At 66.5% G+C, this 17191-nt stretch carries 15 protein-coding genes; 6 read left to right on the top strand and 9 right to left on the bottom strand.

Going from position 1 to position 17191, the window contains the following annotated elements; genetic code table 11:
- Window positions 1–35: 35 nt before the first annotated feature.
- The 7 genes from aroB to pilM are packed head-to-tail and all read right to left on the bottom strand — an operon-like array spanning window position 36 to window position 5754.
- A complete protein-coding gene (gene aroB, locus QWY79_RS01890) occupies window positions 36–1142 on the bottom strand; it encodes a 3-dehydroquinate synthase (protein ID WP_290269350.1) in 1107 nt (368 codons plus the stop codon).
- A 4-nt stretch (window positions 1143–1146) separates the two neighbouring features.
- Window positions 1147–1689, bottom strand: coding sequence for a shikimate kinase AroK (gene aroK / locus QWY79_RS01885; RefSeq protein WP_290269348.1), 543 nt, complete (start codon window positions 1687–1689; stop codon window positions 1147–1149).
- The gene (locus tag QWY79_RS01880; RefSeq protein WP_353960354.1) at window positions 1689–3005 is read right to left on the bottom strand and encodes a type IV pilus secretin PilQ; all 1317 of its coding nucleotides are present in this window, start codon (window positions 3003–3005) and stop codon (window positions 1689–1691) included. The genes aroK and QWY79_RS01880 overlap by 1 nt, the downstream gene beginning before the upstream one ends.
- A 31-nt stretch (window positions 3006–3036) precedes the next feature.
- On the bottom strand, window positions 3037–3546 hold the full coding sequence (locus QWY79_RS01875) for a pilus assembly protein PilP (protein WP_290269346.1): 510 nt from the start codon (window positions 3544–3546) through the stop codon (window positions 3037–3039).
- The gene (locus QWY79_RS01870; protein ID WP_290269344.1) at window positions 3543–4160 is read right to left on the bottom strand and encodes a type IV pilus inner membrane component PilO; all 618 of its coding nucleotides are present in this window, start codon (window positions 4158–4160) and stop codon (window positions 3543–3545) included. Before QWY79_RS01870 ends, QWY79_RS01875 begins: the two co-directional genes overlap by 4 nt.
- Window positions 4157–4696 (bottom strand): PilN domain-containing protein, encoded by a 540-nt coding sequence (locus QWY79_RS01865; RefSeq protein WP_290269342.1) that lies wholly within the window; start codon window positions 4694–4696, stop codon window positions 4157–4159. Before QWY79_RS01865 ends, QWY79_RS01870 begins: the two co-directional genes overlap by 4 nt.
- Window positions 4693–5754: a type IV pilus assembly protein PilM gene (gene pilM / locus QWY79_RS01860; RefSeq protein ID WP_290269340.1), complete on the bottom strand. Its 1062-nt coding sequence runs from the start codon at window positions 5752–5754 to the stop codon at window positions 4693–4695. The genes QWY79_RS01865 and pilM overlap by 4 nt, the downstream gene beginning before the upstream one ends.
- Before the next feature lie 236 nt (window positions 5755–5990).
- Here pilM and QWY79_RS01855 point away from each other — a divergent pair, with 236 nt between their 5' ends.
- Entirely contained in the window at window positions 5991–8519 is a 2529-nt protein-coding gene (locus tag QWY79_RS01855; RefSeq protein ID WP_290269338.1) for a penicillin-binding protein 1A, read from the top strand.
- Between the two features lie 101 nt (window positions 8520–8620).
- On the opposite strand, the gene QWY79_RS01850 is transcribed toward QWY79_RS01855, so the two are convergent.
- Together QWY79_RS01850 and rpmE are read right to left on the bottom strand one after the other, a co-directional pair.
- A complete protein-coding gene (locus tag QWY79_RS01850; RefSeq protein WP_290269336.1) occupies window positions 8621–9892 on the bottom strand; it encodes a malic enzyme-like NAD(P)-binding protein in 1272 nt (423 codons plus the stop codon).
- 283 nt (window positions 9893–10175) lie between these two features.
- Complete coding sequence (gene rpmE / locus QWY79_RS01845) at window positions 10176–10388, bottom strand: 50S ribosomal protein L31 (RefSeq protein ID WP_141317094.1); 213 nt, start codon at window positions 10386–10388, stop codon at window positions 10176–10178.
- Between the two features lie 144 nt (window positions 10389–10532).
- Between rpmE and QWY79_RS01840 the strand changes: the two genes are divergently transcribed.
- The 5 genes from QWY79_RS01840 to hslU all read left to right on the top strand — a co-directional run.
- Window positions 10533–12770: a primosomal protein N' gene (locus QWY79_RS01840; protein WP_290269335.1), complete on the top strand. Its 2238-nt coding sequence runs from the start codon at window positions 10533–10535 to the stop codon at window positions 12768–12770.
- Window positions 12771–13102: 332 nt separating this feature from the next.
- Entirely contained in the window at window positions 13103–14788 is a 1686-nt protein-coding gene (gene argS / locus QWY79_RS01835) for an arginine--tRNA ligase (RefSeq protein WP_290269333.1), read from the top strand.
- A 3-nt stretch (window positions 14789–14791) separates the two neighbouring features.
- On the top strand, window positions 14792–15562 hold the full coding sequence (locus QWY79_RS01830; protein ID WP_290269331.1) for an SPOR domain-containing protein: 771 nt from the start codon (window positions 14792–14794) through the stop codon (window positions 15560–15562).
- A gap of 146 nt (window positions 15563–15708) precedes the next feature.
- Complete coding sequence (gene hslV / locus QWY79_RS01825) at window positions 15709–16227, top strand: ATP-dependent protease subunit HslV (protein ID WP_290269329.1); 519 nt, start codon at window positions 15709–15711, stop codon at window positions 16225–16227.
- A gap of 2 nt (window positions 16228–16229) precedes the next feature.
- On the top strand, window positions 16230–17191 hold a 962-nt coding region (gene hslU, locus QWY79_RS01820; protein WP_290269327.1), incomplete at its 3' end, for an ATP-dependent protease ATPase subunit HslU.

Raw genomic sequence — 17191 nt, 5'->3', positions numbered from 1 at the left:
CGGGCGTCATGCGGGCAGAGGATTGGCGTCAGCGATCAGGCACGCGGAAATTCCTCGAGCAATGTCACCAGCATCTCGGGCGGCGTCGCATCATGCACGCAGGCATCGCCCAACCGGCGCAGCAGGATCAGACGCAGGCGATCATCGAGGTTCTTCTTGTCCAGGCGCATCAGCGACAGGAAGTCCTCGGCCCGCATGTCGCCCGGCGCCGCCAGCGGCAGGGCGGCGGCCTCCAGGAGGTCGCGGACACGGGCCACATCGGATGCTTCGAGCCAGCCCAGCCGATGAGAAAGCTCGGCGGCCATCAGCATACCGGCGCCCACGGCCTCGCCATGCAGCCAGTGACCATAGCCCTGATGGGTTTCAATGGCATGACCGAAGGTGTGCCCCAGGTTCAACAGCGCCCGCACCCCCTGCTCGGTTTCATCCTCGGCGACGATCTCGGCCTTGATGCTGCAACTGCGCTCGATGGCCGTGGCCAGTGCCGCCGCATCGAGGTCACGCAACATCGCCATGCTGGTTTCCAGCCAGGCCAGAAAGTCGACATCACGAATCAGGCCATACTTGATGACTTCGGCGAGCCCCGCGGACAGTTCACGCGGCGGCAGCGTGGCCAGGGTATGCGTATCGACCAGCACGGCCCGGGGCTGCCAGAAGGCGCCGATCATGTTCTTGCCGCGCGGGTGGTTGACGCCGGTCTTGCCGCCCACGGATGAGTCCACCTGGGCCAGCAGGGTCGTCGGCACCTGGATGAAGGCCACGCCACGCTGATAGCTGGCGGCGGCATAGCCGGCCATGTCGCCGATCACTCCGCCCCCCAGGGCGATCAGGGTACAGCGTCGATTGAACCCCGCCGCCAGCAGCGCATCCCAGATCCGCTCGACGTTTGCCAGGCTCTTGGTCGCCTCGCCATCCGGCAGGATGACCTCACGCACGTCCAGGTCGTCGGGCAGCCCCTGCTTCAGGGTCTCGAGATACAGGGGCGCCACGCTGTCATTGGTCACCACCATCACCTGGCGCCCGGCCAGGTGCGGCGTCAGCCACTGTGGGTCGCCCAGCAGACCGGGGCCGATATGGATCGGGTAACTGCGGTCGCCCAGCGAGACCCGCAGGGTCGTCAATGCGGCATCGGGTTGGTTCATGGCATCAGGCCTTGCAGTGAAGTGGATCGGTCAGGCTCTGCACGCGGCGCAGGATGTCGCCCACCACGGCGCGCGGACCGCGCCGGTCGGTGCGTACCACGATGTCCGACGTCGCCCGATAGAGCGGATCCCGCTCGCCGAACATCCGCTCGAGCACCTGGCGGCGGTCATCACGCTGCAGCAAGGGGCGGTTGCGGTCCTTGGCGGTGCGCCGCAGTTGTTGGCTGACCGTGGTATACAGATAGATGACGGTGCCACTGTCGCGCAGCACCCGACGATTTTCCTCACGCAGGACGGCGCCTCCCCCCGTGGCAATGACCATCTCCTCGCGCCCCGCGAGCTCACGGATCATCTGGGCCTCGCGATCGCGAAAACCGGCCTCGCCTTCCACATCGAAGATCCATGGAATGTCGGCACCGCAGCGTGACTGGATCTCGTGGTCGCTGTCCACGAAATCGCGCGCGAGCTCGGCCGCCAGCAGGCGACCGATGGTGCTTTTTCCGGCGCCCATGGGGCCGACGAGGATGAGGTTGGGTAGTGCTGACATTAATGAGCCGCCAAATTTTCGACCAGTATTCGAGGCGTGATGAATACCAGCAACTCTACCTTATCGCTGCTGTTCTCGGTATAGCGAAATAGGTGGCCCAGCCATGGAAGGTCGCCCAGCAGGGGCGTCTTGAACAGCTGACTGACCTCCCGGGTGGTCAGAATGCCGCCCAGCACCACGGTCTGACCATCATCGACCAGCACTCGGGTGGCAATCTGATTGGTATCGATGGCCGGCGCCCCGCCGAAGGTTTCCTGGGCCACGGTATCGTTGTTGATGGAAAGCGACATGATGATGCGATCATCCGGCGTGATCCGCGGGGTCACTTTCAGCGACAGCACGGCTTCCTTGAACTCCACATTGGTCGCCCCGCTGGAGGTCGCCTCCTGATAGGGAATCTCGGTGCCCTGCTTGATCAGGGCCTCACGCTGATTGGCCGTGATCACGCTGGGCTGGGAAATGATGCGGCTCCTGCCTTCGCTCTCCAGGGCACGCAACTCCAGGTCGAGGAGCACATCATCGGCGAGGTAGCCGAAGGCAAAGCGGGTCCCCGGCGCCTCGGCGCTGCCCAGATCCACCGCCAACCCGCCATTCTCGGCGATGCCGCTCGAGGCACCACTGGCATTGAGTCCGCTCGGCTGGCCCTGCTCAGCGGCGGAGATGCCCCAGGAAACGCCCAGCTCGCGGGCCACACTGTCGCGGGCAATCACGATACGCGCCTCGATGCGCACCTGGCGCACCGCGACATCGAGCTGCGCGATGATCTGCCGGACCGCCGCGATCCGCTCGGCCGTGTCCTGCACCAGCAGGCTGTTGGTGCGCTCGTCCACGGCGACCCGACCACGCTCGGTGAGCAGCCCGACACCACTCTCGCCGCGCAACATGGCCGCCAGTTCAGCGGCCCGGGCATACTCGACGCGCCATCGCTCGGTGGTCAACGGCGCCGCCGGCGGGCTGGCCGCCTTGGCCGGCGCCCCGGCCATTGCCTCGCGTGGCGCCACCATGATCACGTTGCCCCGGCGACGACTGGCCAGGCCATGACTCTCGAGAATCAGCGCCAGCGCCTGTTGCCAGGGCACCTCCTCGAGGTTCAGGGTCACCCGACCGGAGACGTTGTCGCTGGCCACCAGATTGAACCCCGTGACATCGGCGATGGTGGCCAGCGCCGTGCGCACCGACACGTCCCGCAGGTTCAACGAGATGGGCGGCACCTCCTCACCCGGGTCGCCCGACGAGGCCACCTGCCCCGACACCGAACCGCTCCCGACCAGGCAGGCCACCCCCACCAGCACCAACCGCCATATCCGGATTGTCATGTCCCCAGCCTCCTTGCTGTCGGCAGACGCTTCAGTCATCCAGCGTCAGTTGCACTTCCCGTTTCCCGGCTTCGCCTGCCGTATCAGTGCCGCGTCCCGCCATCAGGCGTATCCGAGTCGCCTCGACCGCCAGGACACTCCCTCCGCCGAGCGAGTCGCCGGCACGCACCAGTTGCACCCGCCCGTCGGGTGGCTTGACCAGGGCCCAGGCCTCACCGGCCACCCGCAGGGTGCCGACCAGGCGCAGTTCGGCCAGCGCCACGGCCGCGGCATTGGCGGTGCCTGCCCCGGACTCCGCCGGCGGCCCTGCACTCGTCGGCGCCTGCGGCGGCCCGTTTCCAAAGGGGCTGCGTGCCCGGGCATGGCGATAGGCCGGCGCTCCGGACGGCACCCAGGTCATGAGCCCCTGACCAGGCGGCGCGGCCGCGCCGGCACGCCACTCCTGCAGGCGCTGCTCGAGCGTCTCGAGCCGAGCCTCCTGACAGCCCGCCAGCAACCCGGCCAGCCCCAGCAACGCAAGACAGCCGCTCCGGACCTTCACTCGCCACCCTCCTCACCCGAGGCGACGAACTGATAGGCGCGCGCCTGCAGCGATAGCCGTACCCCGGCATCGCTCTCGACCATGCGCAGTTCGTGCCAGGTCACCAGGCGCTCGAGCGTCGAGATATCCGCCACGAACCGGCCCAGGTCATGAAAGGCCCCGGAGATTTTCAGGGAGACGGGGTGCACGACCAGTGGCGGCCGTTCGATGACGGGCTGCAGCTCAACGTTGGCGAGTTTCACGCCGCTTTGCTGTGCCGCCCTGCCGATCGCATCGATCAGCGCGGCCATCCCGGACGAGTCGGGAAAGGCCCCGGCAAGCCAGGACAGAGCCTCCTGATGTCGCGCCAGCTGCTCACGCTGCTGCGGCAGACTCGCCACCCTATCCAGCTGGTGGCGATAGCGACTCAGCAACTCCGCCTCCTCGCGTTGCGCCATGGTCAGGGCCTGCATGTCGGGTCGCGCCAGGTAATACAGGCTGAGCGACGCCAGGGCCACGACCAGCAACAGACAGCAGAGCCACTGCACCAGCGGCGGCCAGTGCGCCGCATCGCGAAGGTCCAGCTCCCGCCATTCCACCCGCGCCAGGCGCTGTCTGATGGCCTCTCCTTTCATGAGCGACCCTCCGCGAGCGCGACGCTGAACTGAAAACGCCAGCCGGACGCCTGCGGCGCCACCAACGACAGCGAAGGCGCGCGGAAGACAGACGATGCCCGCAGCGACTGCAACTGTGCCGCGATATGCTGATGACTGGCCGCCACGCCCTTGAGTACCAGCCTGTCCTCGCGCTGTTCGAGCCGCGTATAGGTCACACCTTCCATCAGGGTGGCGGCCAGGCCGTTGAACAGGGCCAGTCCTCGACCGCGCTGTCCCAGACGCGCCCGCAGCGCGACGAGACGCTGATCCAGCACGTCGCGACGCGCCTGCACCTCCGCGCGTGCCTGCAGCGACGGCTGCAGGGCCTGCATATGGCGTTCGATCATGGCCAGGCGGCTGTTTTGGGCGTCCAGGCGCGCCGCATAATGGATGTCCAGGGCGTATCCCAGAGCCAGCCCGAGCAGCACCGAGCCCAGCAGCATGCCGCGCCAGCGTCGACGTCGCGCCTCACGCCGTTCATCACGCCAGGGCAGGAGGTTGATCTCGATGGTCATGTCCACCCCCGCATCGCCAGCCCGCACGCCGTCAGCAGGCCCGGGGCCACGCCGGCGAGCGCGGCTGCATCCACATCCGGGTGCCGGTCGACATCGTGCAGTGGGTCGGCCAGGGCGAGCTGCATGCCGCTCGCCTCGGCCAGTCGTTCGACCAGCCCGGGCAGCACGCTGGCGCCACCCGCCAGCCACAAGTGATTGACCTCCCGACGCTGGCCGGCGGTATGGTACAGCTGCAGGGCTCTGTCGATCTGCTGGGCCAGGTCCTCGACGAAGGGCACCAACAGCCGGCCATGATCGTCGTCGGGCAGAGCGCCGTGATTCCCCGGGATGACGTCGGGCGCGGTGCCCCCGCCGTGGTCGAGCACGTCCTCGAGCAGCGCCCGGCTCCCCAGCGTCATCTCGTGTCGATAGAGGGTTCGGCCGTGCTGCAGCACCTGGAAGCTGCTGAGCTCACTGCCGATGTCGACCAGCGCCGCTGGCTCCCCGGCATCGTCGGGCGCCCCCGTTCGGCCCATGACCCTTGCCATCGAGCGCTCGACGGCAAAGGTCTCGACATCCACCGCGACCGGCTTCAGGCCGGCACGATGCAGCAGTTGCGCACGCTGCTCGACGGCCTCACGGCGACAGGCCACCAGCAGAACGACCTGCTGTTCGGGGTCATCGGCGGACGCGCCCAGGGGCTGGAAATCGAAGGACACTTCACTGAACGGAAAGGGGATATGCTGGTCGGATTCGAGTTGCAGGTGCGCCTCGAGCTCGTCTTCCGTCAAGCCAGCAGGAAACGACAGCGACTTGATGATGGCGGCTTCAGCCGGCACCGCAACACTGGCACACTGGGCACGGCTTCCGGCTTGCCGCCTGACCCGCTGGAGAGCCTCGACGACGCCATCCGTATCGTGGATGCGCCCGTCACTGACGGCACCGCGGGGCAGCGCCGCCACACCATGACCGCACAGCCGCATTGCGCCGCGCGCCATGCGAAGCTCGACAAGCTTGACGGCCGACGCGCCTATATCGATGCCGAGCCTTCCCTTGCTGGCTGATCCGAGTCGCAACACGGCAGGTACCTCCAACCAGTGCGGACATTCAGCGCTTCCGTGCGCTGCGACGAATCGCCTCGACGATCCGTAATTCGAGGGTAGCCATAAATGACAAATTTCACACAAACCGACTGTCGCCAAAGATCCACGCTGGTGGTCCCCTTGCCGTCTTCCTATAATGGCCCTCGAATCTCAAGGCCCAAGACCGCACCTCGCTACGACGTTCTCGCTTTCAGCACGGATACCGCGTTTTCATGAAGTTCCTCAGAACCCTGGTTTTCTCAGCACTCTGGCTGCTGGTCTCACTCACCACCGCCTCGGTGCTGGCCGTCGTCGGCGCAGCGCTCTACTTCGCCCCGGGACTGCCCGACGTGCGACAGCTGCAGGATTTCGAACTGCAGACCCCGCTGCGCATCTTCACCCGGGACGGCAAGCTGATCGGCGAGTTCGGCGAAGAACGGCGCATGCCGGTGGAGTTCGATGAGATACCGCAAGGCATGGTGCAGGCGCTGCTGGCCGCCGAGGATTCCAGCTACTTCGACCACCACGGCGTGGCCCCCAAGGGCCTGGCGCGCGCCGCCTTCGAGCTGGTCGAGAGTGGTGGCGACATCCAGTCGGGGGGCTCGACGATCACCATGCAGGTCGCCCGCAACTACCTGCTGACTCTGGATCGCACCTATATCCGCAAGGTGCGTGAAATCCTGCTGTCCCTCGAGATGGAGCAGATCCTCGGCAAGGAGGACATCTTCGAGCTCTACGTCAACAAGATCTTCCTGGGGCACCGGGCCTATGGCATCGCCGCGGCGGCGGAGGTCTACTATGACCGCCCGCTCGACGAGCTGACGCTGGCCGAACAGGCCATGATCGCCGGCCTGCCCAAGGCCCCCTCGGCATTCAACCCGCTGGCCAATGCCGAGCGCGCCCTGATTCGCCGCAACTGGATCCTGTTCCGCATGCGCGACCTGGGTTATATCGATCAGCAAACCTATCAAGAGGCCGTCCAGAGTCCGGTCACCGCGCGCCGCCATATCACCAAGGCCGAAGTGCAGGCCGATTACGTGGCCGAGATGGCTCGCCAGTTCGCCGTCGACCGTTTCAAGGACAAGGCCTACACCGGCGGCTATCGCATCACCACCACGCTCGACAGCGAGCTGCAACCCATGGCACGCCAGGCACTGGCCAACGGCCTGATTGCCTATGACACTCGCCATGGCTGGCGCGGACCGGAAGAGACCGATATTCCGCGCAGCCTGGCCGAAGCCCAGGAGCGGACCGAGCGCCAGGGGCTAGAGGAAGAACTGTCGGAATCCCCGGAGGTCATGGAAACCGCACGTCAGGCCGCTGAACGCAGCCAGACCAGCGTCGAGGGCATCGACGGGGATGTCAGCAACTGGCTGCAGGTACTCGAGCGCACTCCCGAGCTCGGCCCGCTCAAGCCGGCCATCGTGATCGCCAGTGAAGGCCGTGAGATGCGGGTGCTGACCACCGACCGCGAGATCGTGACCATCGGCTGGGAAGGCCTCGACTGGGCGCGCCCCTACCTCAGCGCGAGCAGTCGCGGCGCCACACCGAACAACGCCGCCGAGATTGCCGAGGCAGGCTCACTGGTGCGCATCCTTCAGCAGGAGGATGACAGCTGGCGGCTCTCCCAGCAGCCCGGCGCCCAGGGCTCGCTGGTCGTGATGGAACCGCAGACCGGAGCGATTCTCGCCCTGCAGGCCGGCTTCGACTTCGATGCCAGCAAGTTCAATCGCGCCATCCAGGCGCGCCGTCAGGCCGGCTCGATCTTCAAGCCCTTCGTCTATCTGGCCGGCATCGAAAGCGGCGAGGTCAACCCGGCAACGGTCATCAATGACGCACCCGTGGTCATGCAGGATGGCAGCGGCGAGATGTGGCGTCCCAACAACGCCAGCGGCGACTTCCGGGGCCCCACCCGGCTGCGTGTCGGCCTGGCCCGCTCGCGCAACCTGGTGACGATTCGCCTGCTGCAATCCATCGGCTTGAGCAACACCCTGAACTTTCTCGACCAGTTCGGCTTCAATCCGCAACGCCTGCCCAATGGCCTCTCGCTGGCACTGGGCAGTGCCAGCCTGACGCCGCTGGAAATGACCCGCGCCTACGCCACCCTCGCCAATGGCGGCTTCCGCGTGCAGCCCTGGTTCATCGAGAGTGTCTCGCGCGGTGAGCAGCAGACCATTATCGAACAGGCCGACCCCGAAGTGGCCTGCCGCGACTGTGCGCCCGACCAGGAGACCACCGAGATCGACGGAGAGACCTACCGTGTCGCGCCGCGCGTCGCCGACCCGGCTTCCATGTACATCCTCCGCGACATGCTGCGCGAAGTGGTGGAAAGCGGTACCGCGCGTGGCGCCCTGGCCCTCGAGCGCGGGGATATCGTCGGCAAGACGGGGACGACCAACGATCAGCGCGATGCCTGGTTTGCCGGCTTCAACATGGACCTCGCCGCCACCGTCTGGGTCGGCAAGGACGACAACTCGCCCACCGCCGAGTATGGCTCCCAGGCCGCCCTGCCCATCTGGGTGGATTTCATGAGCCAGGCCCTGGAAGGACGCCCGGAGCGCCTGCCCGAGCGCCCCGACAATGTGGTCGAACGCCGGGTCGACCCGGAAACCGGCCGCCTGCTGGGCGACAATCAGGGCGGCGGCATCACGGAAATCTTCCGCGCCGACTACCTGCCGAGCCAGCAACCCCGCCGCGTCGACGAGGAAATCGAGCAGGAAAGCGGCTCCCAGGGTACCGGGACCTATGAAGCCATCTTCTAGTGCCGGGCCAGGGCGCTGTCCCTGGCCACTCACGACCCACCAGAAAATGCCGCCAACGGTTCACCCGCTGGCGGCATTGTCGTATGGGCCAGTGCCAGCGATCAGCTGGCGTAGACGTCATCCACCGTCTTCAGCGGGTAATGCGACGGATAGGGCCGCCGCGCCACGCCGGAATCCACGGCCGCCTGAGCGACCGCCGAGGAGACCCGCTCGAGCAGCCGCACGTCGATGGGGGTCGGGATGATGTAGTCACGCCCGAAGCTCATGGCCGGACTATCATAGGCCTCCAGCACGGCCCGAGGCACCGGCTCACGCGCCAGATCCTTGAGCGCATGCACGGCCGCCACCTTCATTTCCTCATTGATCCGCGTGGCCCGCACATCCAGCGCGCCACGGAAGATGAACGGAAAACCCAGCACATTGTTCACCTGGTTGGGATAATCCGAACGGCCGGTGGCCATGATCACGTCGGGGCGTGCCGCATGCGCCAGGTCCGGGGCGATTTCCGGGTCCGGGTTGGTACAGGCGAAGACCACCGGATTGTCGGCCATGCGACGGATATGGTCCGCCGACATCAGGCCGGGACCGGAGAGCCCGACGAAGACATCGGCACCCTCGATGGCATCGGTCAGGGTGCGCTTGTCGGTATCGACGGCGAACATGGCCTTGTACTGGTTGAGATCCTCGCGTCCGGTATGGATCACTCCCTTGCGATCCAGCATGATCAGATTGTCGGAGCGTGCGCCACATGACACCAGCAGCTTCATGCAGGCAATCGCGGCCGCGCCCGCGCCCAGGCAGACGATCCGCGCCTCTTCCAGCGACTTGCCGGCAATATCCAGGGCATTCAGCATGCCGGCCGCGGTGACAATGGCGGTGCCGTGCTGGTCATCATGAAAGACGGGGATATGACATTGCTCGATCAGGGCGCGCTCGATCTCGAAGCACTCGGGTGCCTTGATGTCCTCGAGGTTGATGCCGCCCCAGGTATCGGCAATGCGCGCCACCGTGTCGATGAAGGCTTGCGGGCTCTCGGCATTGACCTCGATGTCCGTGGCATTGATGCCGGCAAAGCGCTTGAAGAGCACGCCCTTGCCTTCCATGACCGGCTTGCTGGCCAGCGGGCCCAGGTTGCCGAGTCCGAGGATGGCACTGCCGTCGGAGATCACCGCCACGAGATTGCCCTTGCCGGTATACAGATAGGCATTTTCCGAATCCTTGGCGATCTCGCGAACCGGCTCGGCGACCCCGGGGCTATAGGCCAGGGCGAGGTCACGGGCCGTGGCGGTGGGCTTGGTCAGTTCCACCGACAGTTTTCCCGGGATGGGGTGGGCGTGATAGTCCAGCGCTGCCTGTCTCTTCGCATCTGTCATGCTATGGATCCGGTTGCCTTGCGGTAGGGCGGCAAAGATTATAGAAAAACCCTCAGGGACTCAACTCGACCGGTTTTCACGCCATTTTAGCGATATTCACACTTATTTTATGACTTTTCTCGTAAAATAACCAAATTCCTTTCCCGTACCCCCGGTGCCCTGCAGCCGCTATTAGTCACACGCCCGCATTGGCGGCGCCATAAACAAAAGAACCCGCCTCGAAGGGCGGGTTCGTCGCGTCTCGACGGCATGCAGCCGTGAGGCGTGCCGGCAGCGGCGGGTCTCAGCGCTTCATCGCAGCGCCGAAACGCTTGTTGAAGCGCTCGACACGACCACCGGTGGTCGCTTGCTTCTGCTTGCCAGTGTAGAAGGGATGGCACTGAGAGCAGACGTCCAGGTTGATGTCCTGACCGGATGTGGTGCCAACGTCGAAGGTGGCGCCACAGGAACAGGTCGCGCTGACCGTCTTGTAATTCGGATGGATACCTTGTTTCATCTTGAGCCTCGCAAAGCTGTATGCCGCCACCTGATCCATTGCCAGGCACCGCATACGGGTTATCGGAACGTTCAACCGGCTGGCCGCGTCGATGACAGTCACGCGGCGGGCCTGTATTCTAGCAGAGCCGGCACCGGAGGCCAATTGCTCGACACATCCTGCACCACGCCCAGCGTCCTGGGGGTCGCCATTCCCTCGCCGCTGCGCCGCCTGTTCGACTACCGGCCGGACGGCCCGGCGCCCACCGACGGCTGGCAACCCGGGCTGCGTGTGCAGGTGTCCTTCGGCCGCCGCCAGGTCGTCGGCGTCGTCATCGAGTGTCGCGACACCAGTGACCTGCCGCTGGACAAGCTCAAGCCCATCGACGCCCGGCTGGATGATGCCCCGCTCCCCGCGGACTGGCTGTGGCTGTGCCGCTTCACCGCGCGCTATTACCAGCATGCCATCGGCGACACCCTGCAGAATGCCATGCCCGCCCTGCTGCGCCAGGGCCGTTCGCTGACACCACGCACCCGGGAACGCTGGACGGCCAGCCACGCGGCCCGCGGCGACGCCCCTCCGGAACTGTCGCGGGCCCCGCGCCAGGCGGCTCTGCTGGACATGCTGCAGCAGCATGCCCAGGGTCTGGTCACCCAGGCCGTGCTGGCCCAGTCATTCACTCGCGAACAACTCAAGGCGCTGGTCAACAAGGGGCTGGTCGAACGCCACGAGGAGCCGATGACCGGCGGGCAACAGCCGCAGGGGGCGGTACTGGCCGAGCCCGCCCTGCCGCTGAACGGCGAGCAGGCTGCCGCCATGGCCAGGCTCCACGCCGGCCTCGATACCTTCCATCCCTGCCTGCTGCATGGCGTGACCGGCAGCGGCAAGACCGAGGTCTATCTGCAACTGATCGAGGCGGTCATCACCCGGCAGCGCCAGGCACTGGTACTGGTCCCGGAGATCGGCCTGACACCCCAGACCCTGGAGCGCTTTCGCAAACGCTTCCAGTGCACCGTGGTCGCCCTGCACTCCGGGCTCACCGACAACGACCGCCTGGACGCCTGGGAGGCCGCCGCCAGCGGCCGCGCGCCCATTGTCATCGGCACGCGGTCGGCCATCTTCACGCCGTTGGCCCGCCCCGGGGCCATCATCGTCGACGAGGAGCACGACGGCTCCTTCAAGCAGCAGGAAGGCCTGCGCTACCACGCCCGCGACCTGGCCATCATCCGCGCCCAGCATCACGCCATCCCGGTCGTTATGGGCAGCGCCACGCCCGCCCTGGAAAGCCTGCAGCACGCCACTGCCGGGGATTATCACCACCTTCGCCTGACACAGCGTGCCAGCCGGCATGCGCCGGCACGCCTCGAGCTGGTGGACCTGCGCGGCCGCACCCGCCAGGGCGGCCTGATCACGCCGGTCCTCGAGGCCATCACCACGACGCTGAACGCCGGCCATCAGGTGCTGGTCTTCATCAACCGCCGGGGCTTCGCGCCCACCCTGGCCTGTCACGCCTGCGGCTGGCTGGCCGAGTGCAATCACTGCGATGCCCACATGACACTGCATCGTCAGCCACCGCTGCTGGCCTGCCACCATTGTGACCACCGTCGCCCCCTGCCCGATGCCTGCCCCGATTGCGGCAGCGCCGACCTGCGTCCGCTGGGCAGTGGCACGGAACGCACCGAGGAGACCCTGGCCGAGCGTTTTCCCGACACCCCGGTTCACCGCATCGACCGGGACAGCACGCGGCGCCGCGACGCCCTGGAACAGACCCTGACCGAGGTCAGGCGCGGCGAGCCCTGTCTGCTGGTCGGCACCCAGATGCTGGCCAAGGGGCACCACCTGCCGCACGTCAACCTGGTGGTGGTGGTCAACGCCGATGCCGGCCTCTACGCCAGCGATTTCCGCGCCCTGGAGCACAGCGCCCAGCTGCTGGAACAGGTCGCCGGACGCGCCGGACGCTCCGCCCATCCGGGTCGTGTCCTGGTGCAGACCCTGCACCCGGATGACCCCAACCTGAGACTGCTGGCCGCACGCGGCTACGACGCCCTGGCCGAGCAATTGTTGGAGGAACGCCGCGCCGCCGCGCTGCCGCCCTTTCGCTACCTCGCCCTGCTGCGCCTGGAGAGCCCCGCAGAGCAGGATGTCAGCAGTCTGGCCGAAAGCGCCTCCACCGCCACTCGTGCCTTCATCGAGCAGAGCGAGCTGGACATCGACTGCCTCGGCCCCGTCCCCGCGCCCATGGAACGCCGCCAGAACCGCTACCACATGCAGATCATGCTCGGCGCCGACAAACGCAGCCGCCTGCACGCCGCCTGCGCCCAGCTGATCGCCTGGATGGAAGCCGAACCCGGCGCACGCCGCGTCCGCTGGTCGCTCGACATCGACCCGCAGACACTGAGCTGAAGGCTGGAAGAGAAAAGAAGGAAGAAGGAGGTGGCGCGCAGGAAAGTATGTTGGGCCCAGATACTAAAGTGCAGTTTCATGACTCAAGGCTCGGCGCGAGTTCCCATCCTTCCGACTTCCAGCCCGGCCGACAGGCCGGGCGCTCTTCCCTCTTCAAGCGGCGTAGCCGCGTCCTTGCCGACCGGGGTTTAAAGCCGCGCCACAATTGTCGATAATACGCGACCAACTGCCCATTGAAGGGCGAGCGCCGGGGGCGCCGGGTGGCGGTCCTGCCGGGCCGCGTCATCCGCCGCTCCCCACAAGCCCGCGCCACAGGACATCGACGACGCCCCATGAAAGACACCATCATCTCGCTACTGGAGAGCGCCCTGGCCGAACTCCGGGACCAGGGAGTTCTTCCCGCCGAGCTGGCGCCGACCATCAAGGTCGAACCGGCCCGGGACAAGGCTCATGGCGACTACGCCACCAACCTGGCGCTGATGCTGGCCAAGCCGGCCGGCCTCAACCCGCGCGAACTGGCCGACAAGCTGGTGGCGGCACTGCCCGACAGCGAGGCCGTCAGCAGGGTCGAGATCGCCGGCCCCGGCTTCGTCAACTTCTTCGCCGCGACCGACGCCGCCGCCCAGGTGGTACGCCACATCCTCGACAGTGGCGATGCCTACGGCCGCAGCATGATCGGCCGCGGCCAGAAGGTCCAGGTGGAGTTCGTCTCGGCAAACCCCACGGGGCCGCTGCACGTCGGCCATGGTCGTGGCGCCGCCATCGGCGACTGCCTGTGCCGGTTGATGGCCGCCTCGGGCTTCGATGTCACCCGCGAGTTTTATTACAACGACGCCGGGGCGCAGATCGCCAACCTGGCGTTATCCGTTCAGGCACGCACCCGGGGGCTGACCCCGGACGACGACGCCTGGCCCGAGGACGGCTATCGCGGTGGCTACATCGCGGATGTCGCCCGCAGCTACATGGCCGGCGAGACCGTGCATGCGGATGACCGCCATGTCACCGGCCGCGGCGACCCCGAGGATCTGGATGCCATACGCGACTTCGCCGTGGCCTATCTACGTCGCGAGCAGGACCTGGACCTCCACGCCTTCGGCGTGAACTTCGATGTCTATTTCCTCGAGTCCTCGCTGTATGACGCAGGCAAGGTGGCCGCCACCGCCGCACGCCTGGCGGACAACGGCCACACCTACGAGCAGGATGGCGCCACCTGGCTGCGCACCACCGACTTCGGTGACGACAAGGACAGGGTGATGCGCAAGCAGGATGGTCACTACACCTACTTCCTGCCCGATGTCGCCTACCACCTGGACAAGTGGCAGCGTGGCTTCACGACCGTGATCAACGAGCAGGGCGCCGATCATCACTCCACCGTGACCCGCGTGCGCGCCGGCCTGCAGGCCCTCGAAGCCGGCATCCCCGCTGGCTGGCCGGACTATGTGCTGCACCAGATGGTGCTGGTCACCCGCTCCGGCGTCGAGGTCAAGCTGTCCAAGCGTGCCGGCAGCTACGTCACCCTGCGCGACCTGATCGACGAAGTGGGACGCGATGCGACGCGCTTCTTCCTGGCCGCGCGCCGCGCCGACTCTCAGCTGACCTTCGATATCGACCTGGCGCGCTCCCAGTCGAACGACAACCCGGTCTACTACGTGCAGTACGCCCATGCCCGTGTCTGCAGCATGCTGCGCAAGGCCGAGGCCGAATCACGCCCCTTCGACCACGACCAGGCCCTGGCCAATCTCGGTCGACTGGATACCGAACAGGAAAAGACCCTGCTCAACCGGCTGTCGCGCTATCCGGAAGTCGTCGAACGTGCCGCCATCGCCCGTGAACCTCAGCAGGTCGCACAGTACCTGCAGGACCTCGCCGCGGAATTCCACACCTGCTACAACGCCGTCAAGGTGATGGTCGACGACGCGGCCGCGCGCAATGCCCGTCTGGCGCTGGGCCTGGCAACCCGCCAGGTGCTGCGCAACGGCCTGGACGTGCTGGGTGTCAGCGCCCCCGAGGAGATGTAAGCCATGGCCACCCGCAAGAAGGCGCCGCCACGCAAGCGCGGCGCCACCAACCAGCGCTCGAAGACCAAGCAAGCGGCGCCGCGGCGTGTCGTTCCCGGCTGGCTCTGGGGGCTATGCGGCCTGGTGGCCGGTTTCCTGATTTCCCAGCACCAGCACGGCACCGCTCCCTGGCAGGCCGACACGACATCGCCCGAAACCGCCGTTGCCCCTCAGGCCACCGAGGAGGCCGCGACTGACGGGGCGGACGACGAGTCGGCGTCACAGGCCGACGCCGAGCCCAGCGAACCGGCCATGCCGACCTTCGAATTCTACACCCTGCTGCCGGAATCCGAAGTCGTCGCCCCGGGCGGCAACATGCCCGAATCCACCGCCACGCCGCCCTCTCGCGATCAGGCTCAGGAAGGCGAGGACACTGACGGCGACGAGTCGGACACCAGCAGCGACGCGCCTGCCGATGATCCGATCGCCGAGGTCATCGCCGCCAATACCAACCAGTCCTCGGAACCATCCTCCAGCCAGCCTCAAGTCGAGGAAGGCGGCCGCTACATGCTGCAGGCGGCCTCCTTCCGTTCGACGGCCGACGCCCGGAAACTGGCCAACCGCCTCAAGGATTTCGGCCTGCTGGCCAACATCACCGAGGTCAAGACCGGCGATGGCGCCACCTGGCACCGTGTTCAGGCCGGTCCCTACACCGACCGCAACGAACTCGCCCGCGCCCAGGACCTGATGGTCACCCAGGGCATCGAGCCGCTGCTCATCCAGTTGCAGAACTGACCACGGGGCGGCCCTGCCGCCCCGCATCAGGCGGTTGAATTTCCCCCCGGCTGCCCGCACCTATCCGGATAACGCTAGTTCTCGGCGTCAGCCCGCTGACGCCGCCAGTCATCGGGAGCCATTCGCTTCCACAAGGAGTTCCCTCCATGACCACGATCGTTTCCGTGCGCCGCGGCGACCAGGTGGCTCTGGCCGGCGATGGCCAGGTCTCACTGGGTGATACCGTGATGAAAGGCAACGCCAGCAAGGTGCGTCGCCTCTACCGTGGCCAGGTACTGGCCGGATTTGCCGGCGGTACCGCCGACGCCTTCACGCTGTTCGAACGCTTCGAGGCCCAGCTGGAAAAATACCAGGGCAACCTGGTGAAGTCGGCCGTCGAGCTGGCCAAGGACTGGCGCACCGACCGCGCGCTGCGTCGCCTGGAGGCCCTGCTGGCGGTGGCCGACAAGCATGCCTCGCTGATCATCACTGGCAATGGCGACGTCCTCGAACCCGAGCGCGGCATCATCGCCATCGGCTCCGGCGGCAACTATGCCCTGGCCTCGGCGCGCGCCCTGCTCGAGAATACCGACCTGTCGGCCCGCGAGGTCACCGAGAAGTCGCTGGAAATCGCCGGCGATATCTGTGTCTACACCAACCACCACGTCACGCTGGAAGAGCTCTGATCATGACTCAGATGACCCCCCGCGAAATCGTCCATGCCCTGGACCAGTACATCATCGGCCAGCAGGACGCCAAGCGTGCCGTGGCCAGCGCCCTGCGCAACCGCTGGCGTCGCATGCAGCTCGACGAGGAGCTGCGCCAGGAAGTCACACCCAAGAACATCCTGATGATCGGCCCCACCGGTGTCGGCAAGACCGAGATCGCCCGCCGCCTGGCCAAGCTGTCCGGCGCGCCCTTCATCAAGATCGAGGCCACCAAGTTCACCGAAGTGGGCTATGTGGGCCGCGATGTCGAATCGATCATCCGCGACCTCACCGAAGCCGCCATCAAGCTGGTGCGCGAGCAGGCCAAGGACGAGGTACGTCATCGTGCCGAGGATGCCGCCGAGGACCGCATCCTCGATGTGCTGCTGCCACCGCCGCGCGGCCAGGAAGACCAGCCGCGCACCGACAACGCCACCCGCCAGAGCTTCCGCAAGAAGCTGCGCGAGGGCGAACTCGACGACAAGGAAATCGATATCGAGGTCACGCCCCAGGGTCAGGGCATGGACATCATGACCCCGCCGGGCATGGAAGAAATGACCAGCCAGCTGCAGAGCATGTTCTCCAGCATGGGCAAGCAGAAGACCGAGACGCGTCGTGTCGCGGTCAAGGATGCCTTCTCGCTGCTGCGTGACGAGGAAGCCGCCAAGCTGGTCAACGAGGATGACATCAAGCAGCGCGCCATCGAGGCCGTCGAGCAGCATGGCATCGTCTTCCTCGACGAGCTCGACAAGGTCGCCAAGGGCAGCGGCCAGTCGAGCGGCGGCGAAGTCTCCCGCGAAGGCGTGCAGCGCGACCTGCTGCCACTGATCGAGGGCTCCACGGTGTCGACCAAGCACGGCATGGTGAAGACCGACCACATCCTCTTCATCGCCTCCGGCGCCTTCCACCTGTCGCGCCCCTCGGACCTGATTCCGGAGCTGCA

Origin of the sequence: Halomonas sabkhae, assembly GCF_030409265.1 — a bacterium.
In the GTDB taxonomy this organism is placed as follows: Bacteria; Pseudomonadota; Gammaproteobacteria; order Pseudomonadales; family Halomonadaceae; genus Halomonas; species Halomonas halmophila.
The sequence above is the reverse complement of the archived record's forward strand: the minus strand, read 5'-3'. Positions and strand labels throughout refer to the sequence as shown.